This is a genomic window from Mycobacterium cajalii (assembly GCF_045809005.2).
Classification (GTDB): domain Bacteria; phylum Actinomycetota; class Actinomycetes; order Mycobacteriales; family Mycobacteriaceae; genus Mycobacterium.
Window position 1 is genome coordinate 4209824 of record NZ_CM141436.1, and the last position, 16538, is coordinate 4226361.

Consider the following 16538-nt stretch of genomic DNA (forward strand, 5'->3'; position numbering starts at 1 on the left):
AGCAACCAGAGTTTGACGCACGAGACTCCGTCAGGGGCAATCCGAGAGCACAACCCTTCAACTGTCGGCTTAACCGGGTGTACAGCCACGTTGCGGCGGGGACCTCTTGAAGATCGCCACCGGACGCGGCCGGGAGGCTGCGGAGTCAACCGTGAACAACGGTACCGCAAACCGCACACCCGGAAAATTGCTGAACGCGGTGGCCCGCCCGTACTGCCCACCTGGTCGGCGTCAAAGGTTCAGACCCGCCGGCCCCCGAATCCGCCAGAGGCGTAGCGTTGTCGCTACTGAGTCCATCAGCCAGTGGGAAAGCGAATATGGCTGTCCGCTTTTGCGTCCGAGACATCGTGCAATGTCGCTCATCAGCCCGGAATGCGGAGAACCACCAGACCTGAGTCCACCATCCCGAAGGTACCGCAGAACCACTGATCATCTGTAGCCGAAGCTCGCAGCCCAGCCCTCTGTCGCGTCAACGATCAGGACAGTAGCCTCGCCTGCCATCATGCGCCGGCGGCGTGCCGCAGCCGCTGCGGTGGTTCCGAGTTCTGCGTTGCCGGTGAACGCCGGCGAACCGAGATACAAGCCCGACGAAAGGCAGCAAAAACGATGGCGATTACGGACATTCCGGCCTTCGCCCACCTGACCGATGCCGATATCGAACATATGGCCGTCGAACTCGACGCGATCCGGCTGGACGTCGAGGATTCCCGTGGCGAGCGCGACGCGCGCTACATCCGCCGCACCATCGCCGCGCAACGTGCCCTTGAGGTCGCCGGTCGGCTCTTGCTGGCCGGTAGTTCGCGACGCTCGGCGTGGTGGGCGGGAACGGTGACGCTGGGCGTGGCCAAGATCGTCGAGAACATGGAGATCGGCCACAACGTCATGCACGGCCAGTGGAACTGGATGAACGATCCCGAGATCCACTCCTCGACATGGGAATGGGATATGAGTGCGGCGTCAAAACACTGGCGCTCCAGCCACAACTTCCAGCACCACAAGTACACCAATATCCTCGACATGGATGACGACGTGGGCTACTTCGTCCTGCGTGTCACCCGTGACCAGCCCTGGGAGCGCTTCAACGTCGGCAACCTGCTGTTCAACGCTATCCTCGCGGTGGGGTTCGAATGGGGAATCGGCTTGCAGACAGTAGATTTCGCCAAACTCTTCGAAAGCGGCCCGGAACGCGAAAACACCCTGCAGCAGGTGCGCGAGTTTTCAGGCAAGGCGGGAAGGCAGGTGGTCAAGGACTATGTCGCCTTCCCGGCGCTGACCGCGCTGTCGCCCGGGGCGACGTACACCTCGACGCTGAAGGCCAACGCGCTGGCCAACGTGATCCGCAACGTGTGGGCCAACGCGGTCATCTTCTGCGGCCATTTCCCCGACGGCGCCGAGAAGTTCACCACCACCGACATGATCGGCGAAACCCAGGGCCAGTGGTACCTGCGCCAGATGCTGGGCAGCGCCAACTTCGACGCCGGGCCCGCGCTGCGGTTCATGAGCGGCAACCTGTGCCACCAGATCGAGCACCATCTCTTCCCCGACCTGCCCAGCAACCGGTATGCCGAGATCTCGGTGCGGGTGCGCGAGCTCTGCGACAAGTACGACCTGCCTTACACCACGGGACCGTTCCTGGTGCAGTACGGCAAGACCTGGCGCACGCTGACCAAGCTGTCGTTGCCGGACAAGTACCTGCGCGACAGCGCCGACGACGCGCCGGAGACCCGCAGCGAGCGGATGTTCGCCGAACTGGGGCCCGGCTTCGCCGGCACCGACCCGGCGACGGGGCGCCGGCGCGGGCTCAAAACAGCGATCACAGCGATCCGCCAAAGGCGTCGCGAAGTGCGCGATCACGCCGGCGCAGCGGGGCATCGGCGGGGTTCGACTTTGCAACAGCGCCGGCAGCCGTCCTACTAGGTGGCTGGTGTTTTTCGCGTGGCGTTGACCGGGTAATCGGGTGCGGTCGGCGAGAATGGTTGGGTGAGTTTGGGTTTGACGCCGAAACAGGCGGATTTGTGGCGGTCGACGGTGGATTTCTGCGAGGGCCGGGTGGCGCCGGACTCGATTTACAGCGTGCTGCACCGGGAGTGCTTCAACTTGTTCGGCGATGAAATGTTCGCCGACTTGTTCACCGATGTCGGCCGGCGCAGCGTGCCGCCGATGATTGTGGCGGTGGTGATGGTGTTGCAGCGCATCGAGGGGCTTTCGGATCGGGAGGCGGTGGATCGGTTCGCGTTCGACGCGCGGTGGAAGTATGCCGCGGGCGGGCTGGACTTCGATTATCCGGGGTTTGTGCACACCGTGTTGGTGGACATGCGCGCGAGGCTGGCCCGCTCGGATCGCCCGGACCGGATCTTTGAGGTCACCCTGCAAGCGGCCAAGGCGGCCGGGCTGGTGGGCCGTAAGCGGGTGCTGGACTCGACCCCGCTGTATGACGCGGTGGCCACCATGGACACGGTCACATTGATCCGCTCGGCGATCCGGGGACTGCTGGCGGTCGCCGGCGCGGAGCTGCAACCCGCGCTGCGGGCGCGGCTGTCCCGCGACGACGACTACGTCAGCGCCGGCAAACCGGTGTGTGACTACGACGACGTGGCGGCGCGCGAGGCGCTGGTGGACGCGCTGGCCCGCGACGCGTCTGCGCTGCTGGCCTGCCTGGATGAGCAGGCGCTGAAGCCCGAGGTGGACAAGGCGGCCAAACTGTTGGCCACCGTGGTCGGCCAGGACCTCGACCAAGACGCCGCCGACGGGATATTCCGCATCGCGCGCCGTGTGGCCGCCGATCGGGTGATCTCCACGGTGGACCCGCAGGCACGCCACGGCCACAAGACCTCCGCGCGGGGTTTCGACGGATACAAGGGTCACATCGCGATCGACCCCGACGCCGAGATCATCACCGCCACCGAAGTCACCGCCGGCAACGCCGGCGACGCCCAACCCGCCACCGACCTGCTGGCCGGCGACCTACCCACTCCGGTGACCAGCGACACCAACACCGCCGACGGAGATTGCGTTGATCCTCAGGACGACTCAAGCCTCGGTGCAAGTGCTGGCACGACGACCGCGACCGGCGCGGTCGGTGATGGTGATGGCGACGGGAGCGCCCCCAGCGTGTGCGGAGCCCAAGACCAGCGATGCCCGGCGGTTTACGGCGACGCCGCCTACGGTGCGGGCAAACTGCTGGCCGTGTTGGAAACCGCGGGCGCGGAAATCTTCACCAAGGTGCAGCCACCGACCGCGCCGGGTGGCCGCTACGCCAAGGACCGCTTCGTCATCGACCTCGACGTCGGCACGGTCACCTGCCCGGGCGCGGTGACCGTGCCGATCCGCCCGGCCAAGGGCGGCGGCGGCAACGCGGTGTTCGGCCCGGCTTGCGCCTGCTGCCCACTGGCCGAGCAGTGCACCAGCTCAACCGCCGGGCGCACCATCGCGATCAGCCGCTACGAGGCCGAACTCACCCGTGCTCGCACCACCCAAGCAGATCCGGGCTGGGTCGCCGACTACAAGGCCACCCGGCCGAAAGTGGAACGCAAGATCGGCCACCTGATGCGCCGCCGCCACGGCGGCCGCCGTGCGCGCGTGCGCGGCACCACCAAGGTCGCCGCCGATTTCTCCCTGCTGGCCGCCGCGATCAACCTCGCACGCCTGGGTGTGCTCGGATTACACCGGGAAGGCGCAAACTGGGCCGCCGCCACGACCTGAGGCCGGTCGGCGATGCCAACCGGCCCACCAGGACCGCCTGTAGACCAGCCAAGCAACGGAATCGCCAATCCCGACAACCGAATTCACCTGAGCTAGGAACCGCTCACGACCACACGAGCATCGCCCAATAGCCCGACCGGTCAACCAGCGCCCCCACAATGGCCGTTCGACACCAGCCACCTAGGTGGCTGGTGTTTTTCGCGTGGCGTTGACCGGGTAATCGGGTGCGGTCGGCGAGAATGGTTGGGTGAGTTTGGGTTTGACGCCGAAACAGGCGGATTTGTGGCGGTCGACGGTGGATTTCTGCGAGGGCCGGGTGGCGCCGGACTCGATTTACAGCGTGCTGCACCGGGAGTGCTTCAACTTGTTCGGCGATGAAATGTTCGCCGACTTGTTCACCGATGTCGGCCGGCGCAGCGTGCCGCCGATGATTGTGGCGGTGGTGATGGTGTTGCAGCGCATCGAGGGGCTTTCGGATCGGGAGGCGGTGGATCGGTTCGCGTTCGACGCGCGGTGGAAGTATGCCGCGGGCGGGCTGGACTTCGATTATCCGGGGTTTGTGCACACCGTGTTGGTGGACATGCGCGCGAGGCTGGCCCGCTCGGATCGCCCGGACCGGATCTTTGAGGTCACCCTGCAAGCGGCCAAGGCGGCCGGGCTGGTGGGCCGTAAGCGGGTGCTGGACTCGACCCCGCTGTATGACGCGGTGGCCACCATGGACACGGTCACATTGATCCGCTCGGCGATCCGGGGACTGCTGGCGGTCGCCGGCGCGGAGCTGCAACCCGCGCTGCGGGCGCGGCTGTCCCGCGACGACGACTACGTCAGCGCCGGCAAACCGGTGTGTGACTACGACGACGTGGCGGCGCGCGAGGCGCTGGTGGACGCGCTGGCCCGCGACGCGTCTGCGCTGCTGGCCTGCCTGGATGAGCAGGCGCTGAAGCCCGAGGTGGACAAGGCGGCCAAACTGTTGGCCACCGTGGTCGGCCAGGACCTCGACCAAGACGCCGCCGACGGGATATTCCGCATCGCGCGCCGTGTGGCCGCCGATCGGGTGATCTCCACGGTGGACCCGCAGGCACGCCACGGCCACAAGACCTCCGCGCGGGGTTTCGACGGATACAAGGGTCACATCGCGATCGACCCCGACGCCGAGATCATCACCGCCACCGAAGTCACCGCCGGCAACGCCGGCGACGCCCAACCCGCCACCGACCTGCTGGCCGGCGACCTACCCACTCCGGTGACCAGCGACACCAACACCGCCGACGGAGATTGCGTTGATCCTCAGGACGACTCGAGCCTCGGTGCAAGTGCTGGCACGACGACCGCGGCCAGCGCGGTCGGTGATGGTGATGGCGACGGGAGCGCCCCCAGCGTGTGCGGAGCCCAAGACCAGCGATGCCCGGCGGTTTACGGCGACGCCGCCTACGGTGCGGGCAAACTGCTGGCCGTGTTGGAAACCGCGGGCGCGGAAATCTTCACCAAGGTGCAGCCACCGACCGCGCCGGGTGGCCGCTACGCCAAGGACCGCTTCGTCATCGACCTCGACGTCGGCACGGTCACCTGCCCGGGCGCGGTGACCGTGCCGATCCGCCCGGCCAAGGGCGGCGGCGGCAACGCGGTGTTCGGCCCGGCTTGCGCCTGCTGCCCACTGGCCGAGCAGTGCACCAGCTCAACCGCCGGGCGCACCATCGCGATCAGCCGCTACGAGGCCGAACTCACCCGTGCTCGCACCACCCAAGCAGATCCGGGCTGGGTCGCCGACTACAAGGCCACCCGGCCGAAAGTGGAACGCAAGATCGGCCACCTGATGCGCCGCCGCCACGGCGGCCGCCGTGCGCGCGTGCGCGGCACCACCAAGGTCGCCGCCGATTTCTCCCTGCTGGCCGCCGCGATCAACCTCGCACGCCTGGGTGTGCTCGGATTACACCGGGAAGGCGCAAACTGGGCCGCCGCCACGACCTGAGGCCGGTCGGCGATGCCAACCGGCCCACCAGGACCGCCTGTAGACCAGCCAAGCAACGGAATCGCCAATCCCGACAACCGAATTCACCTGAGCTAGGAACCGCTCACGACCACACGAGCATCGCCCAATAGCCCGACCGGTCAACCAGCGCCCCCACAATGGCCGTTCGACACCAGCCACCTAGGACAGGTCCGGCCGCTGCCGCTGGGGCGCAGTCCGGGGGCCCGGCCCGCCGCGGCAACGGCTGCTGTCAGGTGATCGACCAGCCAAACGACTCGGGCGGCTCCTCATGCCACATACTCGCGGTTTGGAGGATGCGCTCGGCCGCAGCGTCAATGGAATCTCGAGCGCTGTCGCCACGATCGCCGTCACCTTGTGGAATCGGGAAGATGAATCGGCCGTTCTTTCCCCATTGCCAGACCGCCGAGAAGTCTTCGCGGCTGAGGGGCCTGAAGATGACATCGGTGCGTGCATCTGTGAGCACGACTTCGAGCCAGGTTGTATACACCACCGTCTCACCGTTGATCAGATGCGGCTCGTTGTTGACGTGGACCTCCCCTGAAGCACCAAGCCTGGTACGAAGGGCCTGCGCGAGCGGCTGCATAAGCTCGTGCTCGAATTGGTCTGCTTGGTCTTTGTTCATTCCCACTCCCTGAAAGTCGACGCATGTGTTTTCGGGTCGACGGCCCAAGAAGACCAGGAGATGTCAGGTCTTACCGATGACTCTGGCCGGTACGGCCCGTCCAGCGTCATCATGCCCTCGACGAGCGATCGTTGTGCTGCGAGCAGGCGGGATTCCCAGGGCCAGAGTGCGCAACTGCCTTCGGCTGCAGCAGTTTTCCGCATACATCGGCGCTGCGGACACCCCTGGGTGGTCTCTGTCGATTCGCTGCTTCACCGCTGGTCCTTTGCCGGACAGCAGATCCAATCGTGCCCGATTGTTTCACAACACGGCAAGGGCCCTAAGTCCCCATCCGGGCGTACCGCCTGCGAGGCCGGCGCTGAAAGCCCAGCGCGGCGGGGATATCGCGGCGGGGATCTCCGGGTGGCGCGGCGTGAGCACGCGGACCGTCGGCCTCCTAATCTGTGACTTTCGGCCGTATGGGCTGACCACCGAAGTCGGTTAACCTCGGGTTGACCTAGCAACAAAATGACGAAAGCGATTGGGGAGATTCGGATATGACCCACGGCACCGAGAAAAAGACGGTGGCGCCCCGAGCGGCCGACCTGGTCGACGAGGTACGTGATTCGGCCAAGGCCGGCACGGAGGCCGCGACCAAAGCTTTGCGCAAGTTTCGTGACACTGTCGATCAAGCCCTTCCCGAGTCCGTACAACCACTGCGCAAGAAGATCGTTGACGCCGCTATCGAATTGGCTGACCAGCTCGTCGACGCGCAGTACAAGTTCCACCGCGGCATTGTGCGCAGCGCGGACCGGGCACTGAGCAAGCCCGACGATGAGAAGAAGTAAGGGACTCGCCACAGGGGCGGACCAACTGTCGCAACTACGAGGAACGACCCAAACAGTCCGCGGCGTTCGAATGCTTTGACGCTGCGCAACTCACTCAGGCAACAGTGTTGCGCCTCAACGCTTCTCAGTACGAAGTGACGCCTCGGTGGCCGCGGCACGGCGGGCTACCTTGACATGTTTGTCGGCCCGTTTCTCCTTCAACGACTTTCCGGACTTCTTGCTCATGGTTTGTCGGGGAGACCTATCGGACATCGCTGACTCCTTCAGCATGGGGTCCTGGATGGTCCCGGTGCCCCGACTGTACCCCACCTGCGGGAGTTGGTGGGTCTGCGGGCATCGCATCGACGAATCGCGGGTGTACCCTCGAATGAGTTGGAAACCCAGGCAGCCCGGGCTGAGTCAGCCGTACCCGACTGATCGCACCGAGCAACCGCTCACGCCGGGCACGCAGGTGACCACCTCAAGTTGGGATCACCTTGACCGCCTCGTTTCGATTTCCATCTTTGATGGATCCCCCTGAGGAACAGGGATTTTCTGGCGCACCAAGTTTCGGCATCCTGGGCACTTATCCACCGACACCATCCGGGCTGGCGGCTTTCAGCGCCGCCCTGGCCCAGGGCTTGAGCGCCAATGGCGCCGACGTCAACATCGTGCGAGTGTCCGACGGCCCGCCGTCCTCGAGTACTCGTGTCATCGGAGAGCTGGTCAACGGCTCACCGGCATCGGTCTCAGCATGCGCCGAGCTGCTGAATCGGAGCGACATCGCCGTCATCCAGCATGAGCACGGCAGTTACGGAGGCGTCGACGACGGCGAAGTCATGGGGATCATCGAACGACTGCGCATACCATCGATCCTGATCGCTCATACCATCCCCAAAGACTGTAGGCGACAACAGCGTTCGGTTTTCGAAGCCGTCGCCGCGCGGGTGGACCAGGTGATCGTGATGTCGGGGGCGGCCGGTCAACGGCTACGTGGACACTTCGACATCGACCGCCGCAAAGTCACCACCATCCCCCACGGCGCGACTATCCCGACACAAGCCCCTTGCGTGCGGAGCGGTCGACCGATCGTGCTGACCCGGGGCCTGCTGGGCCCGGGCAAGGGCATCGAGCGCGTGATCGAGGCAATGGGGTCGCTCAATGAGCTGCCCGGCCGCCCGCGGTACCTGGTTGCGGGTCGAACTCACCCGAAGGTGCTGGCCACCGATGGCGAGGCGTACCGCAATGCGCGGATAGACCAAGCGCTGCGCAGCGGTGTCGCGGATTCGGTGTGCTTCGATACGGGTTACCGCAACATCTCGATGCTGACCGCCCTCGTCCAGTCCGCGGCGGTCGTGGCCCTGCCCTACGACTCGACCGACCAGGTGACGTCCAGCGCCCTGGTCGACGCCGTCGCGAGCGGTCGCCCGGTCGTGGCCACCGCGTTCCCGCACGCCGTCGAGCTGCTCGCCACCGGGGCCGGCATTGTCGTCGCGCACGACGACCCCGATGCGCTGGCGTGCGCCCTGCGACGGGTGCTGACAGAGCCGCGCCTCGCCGGTGCCATGGCGGCCGAGGCCAGGAGGTTGGCGCCGGAGATGGCTTGGCCACTCGTCGCGCGTGCGTATCTGGTCCTGGCGCATCGGATCCTGGCGCAGCGACCGGCACCGGTATGACCACTACGACACCAGCCCCCATCTTCGATCACCTGCTGCGGCTGACGGACCGTCGCGGCACCGTGGAACACGCGCGACTCGCCGAACCGCTGCCCGAGCGCGGCTACTGCACCGACGACGTGGCGCGGGTGCTTGTCGTCGCCAGCCGAGACCATGGCCCCGACCGAATATTGAACGGCCTGGCCGGTGTTGCGCTGCGGTTCTTGAACGACGCGCAGGCCCTCACCGGCGCATGCCGCAATCGGATGGACGGCACCGGACGCTGGGTCGACGAGCCCGGCCTGGAGGACGCCTGGGGACGGTGCATCTGGGGCTTGGGGACCGCGGCCGCCCACAGCAATGTCGCCTGGGCCCGCCACTCGGCCATCATGCAGTTCGAGCGCGCCGCCCACGGACGGTCGGTAGTACCGCGCGCGATGGCATTTGCGGCACTCGGCGCTGCAGAACTTCTCACCTTCGACCCAACACACCACGCGGCTCGCGCACTGCTCACAGACTATGCCGTGTCGGTGCCAGCACCGAACACAGACCCGGCGTGGCCGTGGCCCGAGCCTCGACTGACCTACGCCAATGCCGTTGTGCCCGAGGCGATGATCGCTGCCGGCGCCGCGCTCGCCGACACGACGCTGCGTCAGCGGGGCCTCGACCTGTTGGCGTGGCTGGTCGAATACGAAACGTCTGACGGTCATCTGTCGCCCACTCCCGTCGGGGGTCGGGGTGCGGAGGACACAAGACCCGGATTCGATCAGCTGCCCATCGAGGTGTCCACGCTCGCCGACGCATGCGCGCGCGCGGCCGCCGCCGACACCGACCCGATCTGGCCCGCGGGCGTCAGGGCCGCAGCGGCCTGGTTCATGGGCGACAACGACGCGGGCGAGCCGATGTGGGACCCCGAGACAGGTGGCGGATACAACGCCTTGCAGGCGGCCGGCGTGGACAACAACCAGGGCGCCGAGTCCACGCTGGCAGTGATCGCGACTTTGCAGCATGCCCGGCGTTTAGGACTGTGCCACAATGCTTGAGGCGAGTTTATTGCCAATGATTTCGCGCAATGCCCGACTGCTTGGGCCTATGCGCGGGTTTCCCTTTCTTCAGGGCTGATCATCAGCAGGCCCGCGACGGGCGAGGCGTTTTCTGAGCCGGCCGCGGTCATCATGATCGCGTGTGCCTGGCCCGGCTCGGCGCTCGGCGAGACAACCAACAAGACGATTTTGGTGCGATCGAGCCCCAAGACTTCGACGGTGCTGGCCGGCTGGAGGCGATACCCGTCGAGTCGAACCGTTCGCCCGCCGGTCGCGACCTTTGCAGGCGGCGTGGCCCATTCATTCATGTTGTAGAGCACGCGGGCAATCGGTCCGAGTCGAACCGACAGCACCGACAGCAGGTCCGGCAGCTCCGCGGTCAGGTTCGTACTGTGCGGCCACCAAGCCCCGTCGACATACCCGCTCTTGGGCGCCTTGGGCTTTAGCCTCAAGCGCGGTGTATGCACCGGTGGGGAGTGCCGGTGCCGGGCATCCATGTGGTCGGCTTTCAGCGTCATCGCGACGCTCCCGTCTTGACCGCGCAACGGCCAGTTCATTCGAATCGGCGACGACATGGCTTTCATTAGTCAGGTACGAGGGATCGCCAATGACTCCACACTACTCGGCCGGTCCGGTAGAACACGAGGCCGGCCGGTTGTCGTGAGGAACTGACCGGGGCGCGTGTTTTCAGCGGATGGAAACCAGTTGGTCGATCGAGTCCGAAGGCAAGTCCCCGTCGACGACCGCGGTGACAACCAGTCGCTCGAGCTCGATCTGGCCTTTGTGATTATCGAGGAACGCGGTGTCGGAGGCGTCACGGCCGGTGGCTATGCGGACCAGGGTTTGCCGGGGCGCCAGCAGCGTCGCATCGACCACCCGCCATTGCCCCTTGACGTATGCCTCGGCCACCGCGTGAAAGTCCATCGGATACACGCCAGGCGCATACACCGACACGAGGCGGGCCGGGATCTTGACCGCACGCAGCAGCGCCACCACCAGATGCGCGAAGTCGCGGCACACACCTTCGCCGGCGAGCAACGTATCGACCGCCCCGTCGATCGGATCGCTTGAGCCGGGAACATAGTTCAACCTGGTGCCGACCCACGAGCTCACATGTTCCAACAGCGTCGCCGAATCGCCGTAGGTGCCGAACTCGGTTGCGGCGAAGCCATAGAATTTGTCGGCTTCGGCGTAGCGGCTGGGGCGCAGGTACATCGAAAGGTCGTAATCGGTCACCGGAGCCGGATCGGTCTGACCCACGATCGTCGCCGCGTAGTCGACTCTCAATGCGCCCACCGCTGCGTCAAACTTGTGGATGCGGTTGCCATGTGCGCCGCTGACTTCCAGAGGCTGGACGGGCCGACCGTTCAGGACGAAGCTCAGCGACTCGAAGACCTCGGTGCGCGGATGCGGGGCAATCGCAATCTGGAACTCCAGCGTCGTGGGCTCGGTGATTTCGACTTCGATCTCGGCGCCCACTTCGCGTCTCATAGCGTGATGATGCGCCAATCGTTGCCGATTCGCCAGCGTGCGCCGCGCCGGTCGGGAACGGCGGGGTCCCCGCACATGCGTCTGGCGGCCCCCGAGGGACCCTCGCGCCGCAGAGATCACGGCAGCCGTCTCCCATGCCGGGGTGGATCACCACCGCCTGCGCTGTCGCCGATCACCCTTGCCCGCTAGGAGCGTTCACCGGTCGCATGTTCAGATCTTCTATCTGCTTCACATATGGCATATGCTCGAAGACAGCGTCGGGTCCGAGAAGGTTGCTTTCATGATCTGCTGCAGACGGCTGTTGGTGCGCAACTGTGGTGTTAAGCAGTCAGCACCAGGCTGGCCGCCGTCGAATCTTGGTTGTGTGAACAAACGCAGCACGGCTCCATCTGTAGGGTCGATGATTCGGCGCGGGCCATCGGTTTTGACGCTCACCCCTGACGGTCACGAGTAGGAATTATTCCGTCAGCAGCCCGGCTCTCAGGGGCGCGACACATGGCCCCGACGTTCGGCAGGGACCGGGCCGACAGCGCGTTGCGTGCTGGCGCCGTATGTTTCAGTCCAGATTAGGATAGGGTGAACCACGTCGGCGGTATTCCGTTCGTGATCGTTTCGGGTCATGTCGTCGCCGATTCGAATAATTGGCCGGTACCGCGGTCAAGACGGGAGCGTCGCGATGACGCGAGAACAAGCCCGCAACAGCTCGAGACCACACGCCGCACGGGTCCGCCATACAGCCCGGTTTCAGCTGAAACCCACCGGGCAAGGCGGCGGGTATGTGGATGGCGCATGGTGGCCACGCAGCGATGACCTGATGACGGAGCTATCGGGTCTGATCGCAGCTCTGTCGGTGCGCCAGAGCGCGATCAGTCGTGTGGTGTACAAACTCAGCGAGTGGGGAGTAGCGCATGCTGAACTCGTCACCGACGGTCGCGCGGTCCAACTTGACGGACGCCGCGGCCATCCGCCCAACACGGTCGAAGTCTCTGATAATAAAGGCAATACGGTTGTCTTGCTGGTCGTCCCATTCCACCTCGATCCCGACCACGCGCACGCGATTGTGACGATGGCCGCGGCGCCGGGCAATGTGTCACGTGTCGATACGCTGCTGATGATCAGCGCGAAAGACAGGGAAAGCCGCACCGACAGGGACGCCGCGCGCGAGCGCTGGGATTTCCAGATGCGGGCCGGCGTGCCGAAGCCTCGGAATCGACTCCTATGGCAGCGCGCCGACCGGCCCGTGACTCGCGACACTGCGAATATGACGTCGGACGCGCCAGTATTCAAGACATTCAGTGACTTTGGTATTGACGATCCCCGACTTCGGCGCCTCGTGGATATCGACGATTCGGCGGCCCCGGACCGGGAATTGCCGCCACGCGTGTCACCTCGGCGTCCGGCGTCGTCGCGCATGCCGGGGTCGAACTCGAGACCCAAACCAATCGATTGAAGAAGCAGCATCAGCGTCGGGCGGTTGATTCGAGGTTCAGGCTCAGAAGGTTCATTTCAGGGGGGTGGCGCGAAGATGGTGACGCGACTGTCGGGGACCGATGCGCTGTCATTGCACACGCAGAGCTCGAAGACGCCTGCGCACGCATTGACGTTTGTCATCATCGATGCAGCCGATCAACTCAGCCATCAGAGGCTACATCGACTGGTGGCCGCATCGCTGCCGCAGCTGGCGCGCTTTCGCAGCCGACTGGTGGCGAAGCCATTGGGCGTGGGGCAGCCGGTGTGGGGTGAGATTGACAACTATGACCCTTCTTCGCAAATTCATAGCGCAACGGTCCGCGCTCCCGGCGGCAGAAGCGAATTCGCCGATCTCATAGCGACTTTGAGCGCCCGGATTCAGGATTGCCCCAGCCGGCTGTGGGAAGCGTGGAGTATCGACGGACTGGCGGGCGGCCGGTGGGCGTTGGCGGTAAAGATGTCGCCGGCACTCGGCGACGGGGCCACAGGAACAGCATCCTTGTGGCCGCGGCTGCTCACTGCCGAACCGCACGCTTCCCCGGCCAACAACCTGCCGATCGAGCCGAGCCTGGGCTCGATACCCTCCACCGGCGATCTCATTACCGACGCGATGACCGAGATCGTCGAAAACCAGGTCGTTGGAATGTGGTTGATCGCCGAGACGGTATCTCGCGTGCTGCAGGCCGTAAGTGGCCGGCTGCTCCGTAGACGCGTCGGCGACCCGGAGACCCCGGTGACATCGTCGATGAGCGGGCCGGTGCCCCACACGGTGTTCAACGCGCCGCTGACCGAGCGACGTGCGGTGGCCTTCGCCTCGATTTCGATGACAGACGTGAAAACGGTCAGCAACGCGTTCGGGGGCAGCATCACCAACGTTGTTCTGGCTGCCTGCACACTGTCGTTGCGCGCATGGCTGCAACGGCACGACAAGGTGCCCGACGACCCGCTGCTGATGCGGATGCCCTTCGAACTACCAGCCATCGGCCCTCCCATAGTCGGCAGGGCTTTGACGGTCGGACGACTTCGTATCCCGGTACACCTCGACGACCCGGTGCAGATCCTCGCCAACCTCCATACTGCCACCGAAAGACTGAACGCAATTCGCAGCCGTACAATCGACAATTTCTCTCCCACAGTCGATTTAGCTACAGTAGCTTCGATTGCGCCGCCGACCTTGGCCCGCCTGGGTATGCAGCTCTACACCCGATCAGGCCTGCGGCGCCAGCTCGAGCCAATCTGTCACGGCAGTGTCTCCTACAGCGCCGGCGAGCCCGGGCCGGCATACTGTGCCGCCGCCAAGGTTGTCGGCATGCATACCGTGGCGCCGCTAGCCGAAGGCAGTGGGCTGAGCATCGCGCTGACCTCCCGTGGCGGGGAGCTGGATGTGAGCGTGTGTGCGTGCCCCGACAACGTGCCCGCGGTCGACGATATCGCGACCGGGATCATGCAGTCTGTCGAAATTCTGGCGGTGGCCGCGCAGGAATCGCCTCGCGGGCAGGGCCGTTCGGTCGTCACAGAGATGACGTCACACCCCGCGAATCGTTCACGCGGTCAGCCCTACTGACGGCCGATGAGCAACGTGAGCGAGTCGTCGAAGAACACCGCGTAGTACCCCGGCGTGTAGTGGGGATATTCGTTGGGCGCGTCGGTGACCGCAATGTTGCGCGCGATCAGGAACTCCCGGTAGAAGCGGTCGACCTCGGCGCGGCTGCGGGCTCACAGCGCGACGTGGTTGATGCCGACGGCCTGCTCGCCATGCCGCAGTTTCGCACCGATTCGCGCTGGCTGGATGCCGATGTAGCTGTGCGGCAAGGGAAATCGGGCCATATATTAAGTGGACCGATACTCGATGTCCAGGGTCCAGAAACTCATGTACCCCAGCCAGCCGAACATCGCGTCGTAGAACGCAATCGACGCCTCGTAGTCGAGCACGTTGAACTCGACGTGGTGGACGCCCCGCCCGCGCATCGCGCCTTCCTGTGCGACCGGCGGCGACGAAACCCCTCAGCGGGTTACGAAGCGGCCTCCGGTAGCGGGGGCTGGTGGGCGAACTCGTCCTTGATCTTGGGAACCATGTCGGGCGCGTAGGTGTAGATTGCCGCCTCGACCTCGAACTCGGCCTGGTCCTCCTTCGCCGGCGTCCCGTCATCCACCATCTTGACCAGGGACTTCGCGGTGGCCAACGGATCGGATGCCGTGCGCACCTGCTGGGCGAACCACTTGCCTTCGGCGACCATGTGGCAGTCGTTGAAGTCGGTGCCGTGGATCAGCTTGTCCTGGGCCAGCAGGTTGATGTACTGCTCGTCCTGGGCGCTCAACGTGCACCCCGCCGACGCATGCGGTGCCGAAGCGACGCCCTGGCCCACCATCAGAGCCATCAATCCGGCGCCGGCAGCCCCCACCGACAACGCACGCATGCGCGAGCGTGAACGAGTGGATGTCATGTCTGAACCTCTCTCTACGTGGGAAAGCAACCGCCTTCAACGCGTGTGCCGCGTGAAACAGTGCCCAAAGTCGTTCGACCCCCGACCAGCAGTCGCGCGGCGGCCGATGATCGTCGCAAACAGGTGGCGCTGTCATGTATTGTCACCGCCACCAACGGCATCGGTGCCAAGCAAAGAGTTTAGCTGGCCGCAGCCAAACACCGGCGGGCAACGGAGATAACACCCGATTGCGGGCACGTGAACGGATGGTTGCCATTTGTTGAACCGGTGCGCGTCCGAGGGCGCTTCCACAGACCGCGGCGACGTCAACTCGCAAGCGCGGCAAGCAACTAACCCCGACACCGCGCGTCGAAACTATACAGCCGGGCCGGCGGTGGGTCGTTGCCCGACACGGCGGCGCACCCCCAAACTCAGCTGAAGACGGTCTGACCGTTCGCGTCGAGCAGATATTGCTCGGTGCCCTGCTCGACCCGGGCGGCGTCGGCGCCCAGCGACACGGCGACCTTGTTGCTGGCGTTGCGCATGATGTCGAAGGTGAGCTCCACGGCCTCGGCCTCCGAGAACCGTGAGCGCACCTCGGCGACGTCGTCGGCGACGAGGTGCGCAGGCGTCCAAATTAACCCATCCGCATACCGCAGCGCTGCTTTTGCACGTGCGTCCAGCAGCGTCGACGTCGCGAAGCGCTCGATGTCCTCATACAGCGGCTCCGAGCCCCCAGCCTCGAGCGCGGTGCTCTCGCGCAGCGACTTGCACAGCCGGCAGTTGTGCTGGGCCGCGCCGCGCAGCCGGACCACCTCGGAGGTGACGGGATCGAGCGCGCGCATCCGGGCCACCGCGGGCAGAAAGCCGTTGAACACCACATCGGCGGACTCGGAGGTGTGGTCCCAGGCCACCGGGCCGTTCACCCAGCCCAGGTACTCCGAGCCCACGCCGAGGGCCTCCAACCCGGCGCGCACCCGCGGGGCGAAGTCGGCGATGTACATCGCCACGACGACGCCGAAAGCGCGCTGCCCCAACTGTTTCAACAGCCGGGATCGTTGCTCGGCGGTGATCGCCGAGACGTCGGCGCTGAATTGCTCGGCGAATTCGGCGACGACGGTTTCGGTCTCCGAGGAGGGTCCGCTCACCTCGACTTCCGCGGGCAGCGGCGGCAACGACATCGTGCGCGCGCACACCCCACGGACCAGCGCCGCGAGGCGCGCGTCATCCGGGGACGGCGGCGCCAGGGCCACCAACCGCGTCAGCTGATCGTGTCCGAGCGAAACCGGGGCCGTCATTGGTAGTCGGGGGCGCGGTGCTCGTTGAGCCCGTTTCC

At 65.5% G+C, this 16538-nt stretch carries 13 protein-coding genes and 1 pseudogene; 8 read left to right on the plus strand and 6 right to left on the minus strand.

The annotated features are described in order from the left end of the window. Positions 1-606 precede the first annotated feature (606 nt). The 3 genes from ACJ512_RS20050 (at position 607) to ACJ512_RS20060 (ending at position 5671) form a co-directional block, all read left to right on the plus strand. Positions 607-1917: a fatty acid desaturase family protein gene (locus ACJ512_RS20050; protein WP_461479821.1), complete on the plus strand. Its 1311-nt coding sequence runs from the start codon at positions 607-609 to the stop codon at positions 1915-1917. A 63-nt stretch (positions 1918-1980) separates the two neighbouring features. Continuing rightward, positions 1981-3702, plus strand: a complete 1722-nt coding sequence (locus ACJ512_RS20055) for a transposase (protein WP_461479822.1) — start codon at positions 1981-1983, stop codon at positions 3700-3702. A gap of 247 nt (positions 3703-3949) precedes the next feature. Continuing rightward, entirely contained in the window at positions 3950-5671 is a 1722-nt protein-coding gene (locus ACJ512_RS20060) for a transposase (RefSeq protein WP_407689781.1), read from the plus strand. A 250-nt stretch (positions 5672-5921) separates the two neighbouring features. On the opposite strand, the gene ACJ512_RS20065 is transcribed toward ACJ512_RS20060, so the two are convergent. Then, on the minus strand, positions 5922-6314 hold the full coding sequence (locus ACJ512_RS20065; protein WP_407689199.1) for a hypothetical protein: 393 nt from the start codon (positions 6312-6314) through the stop codon (positions 5922-5924). Between the two features lie 536 nt (positions 6315-6850). On the opposite strand from ACJ512_RS20065, the gene ACJ512_RS20070 reads away from it, so the two are divergent. The 3 genes from ACJ512_RS20070 (at position 6851) to ACJ512_RS20080 (ending at position 9818) form a co-directional block, all read left to right on the plus strand. Continuing rightward, entirely contained in the window at positions 6851-7141 is a 291-nt protein-coding gene (locus ACJ512_RS20070) for a hypothetical protein (protein WP_407689198.1), read from the plus strand. Between the two features lie 506 nt (positions 7142-7647). Then, entirely contained in the window at positions 7648-8796 is a 1149-nt protein-coding gene (locus ACJ512_RS20075) for a glycosyltransferase (RefSeq protein ID WP_407689197.1), read from the plus strand. Further along, positions 8793-9818, plus strand: a complete 1026-nt coding sequence (locus ACJ512_RS20080) for a glycosyltransferase (protein WP_407689196.1) — start codon at positions 8793-8795, stop codon at positions 9816-9818. Before ACJ512_RS20075 ends, ACJ512_RS20080 begins: the two co-directional genes overlap by 4 nt. 47 nt (positions 9819-9865) lie before the next feature. On the opposite strand, the gene ACJ512_RS20085 is transcribed toward ACJ512_RS20080, so the two are convergent. Together ACJ512_RS20085 and ACJ512_RS20090 are read right to left on the minus strand one after the other, a co-directional pair. After that, on the minus strand, positions 9866-10336 hold the full coding sequence (locus ACJ512_RS20085) for a DUF5994 family protein (RefSeq protein WP_407689195.1): 471 nt from the start codon (positions 10334-10336) through the stop codon (positions 9866-9868). Positions 10337-10505: 169 nt separating this feature from the next. Further along, positions 10506-11309, minus strand: coding sequence for a transglutaminase-like domain-containing protein (locus ACJ512_RS20090; RefSeq protein ID WP_407689194.1), 804 nt, complete (start codon positions 11307-11309; stop codon positions 10506-10508). Positions 11310-12087: 778 nt separating this feature from the next. On the opposite strand from ACJ512_RS20090, the gene ACJ512_RS20095 reads away from it, so the two are divergent. Both ACJ512_RS20095 and ACJ512_RS20100 read left to right on the plus strand, forming a co-directional pair. Beyond that, positions 12088-12759, plus strand: coding sequence for a DUF5994 family protein (locus ACJ512_RS20095; RefSeq protein WP_461479823.1), 672 nt, complete (start codon positions 12088-12090; stop codon positions 12757-12759). Between the two features lie 75 nt (positions 12760-12834). Next, complete coding sequence (locus ACJ512_RS20100; protein WP_407689191.1) at positions 12835-14343, plus strand: wax ester/triacylglycerol synthase domain-containing protein; 1509 nt, start codon at positions 12835-12837, stop codon at positions 14341-14343. A gap of 17 nt (positions 14344-14360) precedes the next feature. On the opposite strand, the pseudogene ACJ512_RS20105 reads toward ACJ512_RS20100, so the two are convergent. From ACJ512_RS20105 to ACJ512_RS20115, 3 genes and pseudogenes are all read right to left on the minus strand, one after another. Continuing rightward, positions 14361-14747: pseudogene (locus ACJ512_RS20105) on the minus strand (VOC family protein); the annotation flags it as partial. 44 nt (positions 14748-14791) lie between these two features. Continuing rightward, positions 14792-15223, minus strand: coding sequence for a DUF732 domain-containing protein (locus ACJ512_RS20110; protein WP_407689190.1), 432 nt, complete (start codon positions 15221-15223; stop codon positions 14792-14794). 410 nt (positions 15224-15633) lie between these two features. Further along, entirely contained in the window at positions 15634-16500 is an 867-nt protein-coding gene (locus ACJ512_RS20115) for a carboxymuconolactone decarboxylase family protein (protein WP_461479824.1), read from the minus strand. Positions 16501-16538: the final 38 nt, after the last annotated feature.

Bases quoted from the DNA above. Each gene is read 5' to 3' on its own strand.
- ACJ512_RS20080 (WP_407689196.1), top strand. From the start codon at position 8,793: ATGACCACTACGACACCAGCCCCCATCTTCGATCACCTGCTGCGGCTG.
- ACJ512_RS20070 (WP_407689198.1), top strand. From the start codon at position 6,851: ATGACCCACGGCACCGAGAAAAAGACGGTGGCGCCCCGAGCGGCCGAC.
- ACJ512_RS20075 (WP_407689197.1), top strand. From the start codon at position 7,648: ATGGATCCCCCTGAGGAACAGGGATTTTCTGGCGCACCAAGTTTCGGC.
- ACJ512_RS20100 (WP_407689191.1), top strand. From the start codon at position 12,835: ATGGTGACGCGACTGTCGGGGACCGATGCGCTGTCATTGCACACGCAG.
- ACJ512_RS20085 (WP_407689195.1), bottom strand. From the start codon at position 10,336: ATGACGCTGAAAGCCGACCACATGGATGCCCGGCACCGGCACTCCCCA.
- ACJ512_RS20115 (WP_461479824.1), bottom strand. From the start codon at position 16,500: ATGACGGCCCCGGTTTCGCTCGGACACGATCAGCTGACGCGGTTGGTG.
- ACJ512_RS20110 (WP_407689190.1), bottom strand. From the start codon at position 15,223: ATGACATCCACTCGTTCACGCTCGCGCATGCGTGCGTTGTCGGTGGGG.
- ACJ512_RS20065 (WP_407689199.1), bottom strand. From the start codon at position 6,314: ATGAACAAAGACCAAGCAGACCAATTCGAGCACGAGCTTATGCAGCCG.
- ACJ512_RS20090 (WP_407689194.1), bottom strand. From the start codon at position 11,309: ATGAGACGCGAAGTGGGCGCCGAGATCGAAGTCGAAATCACCGAGCCC.
- ACJ512_RS20050 (WP_461479821.1), top strand. From the start codon at position 607: ATGGCGATTACGGACATTCCGGCCTTCGCCCACCTGACCGATGCCGAT.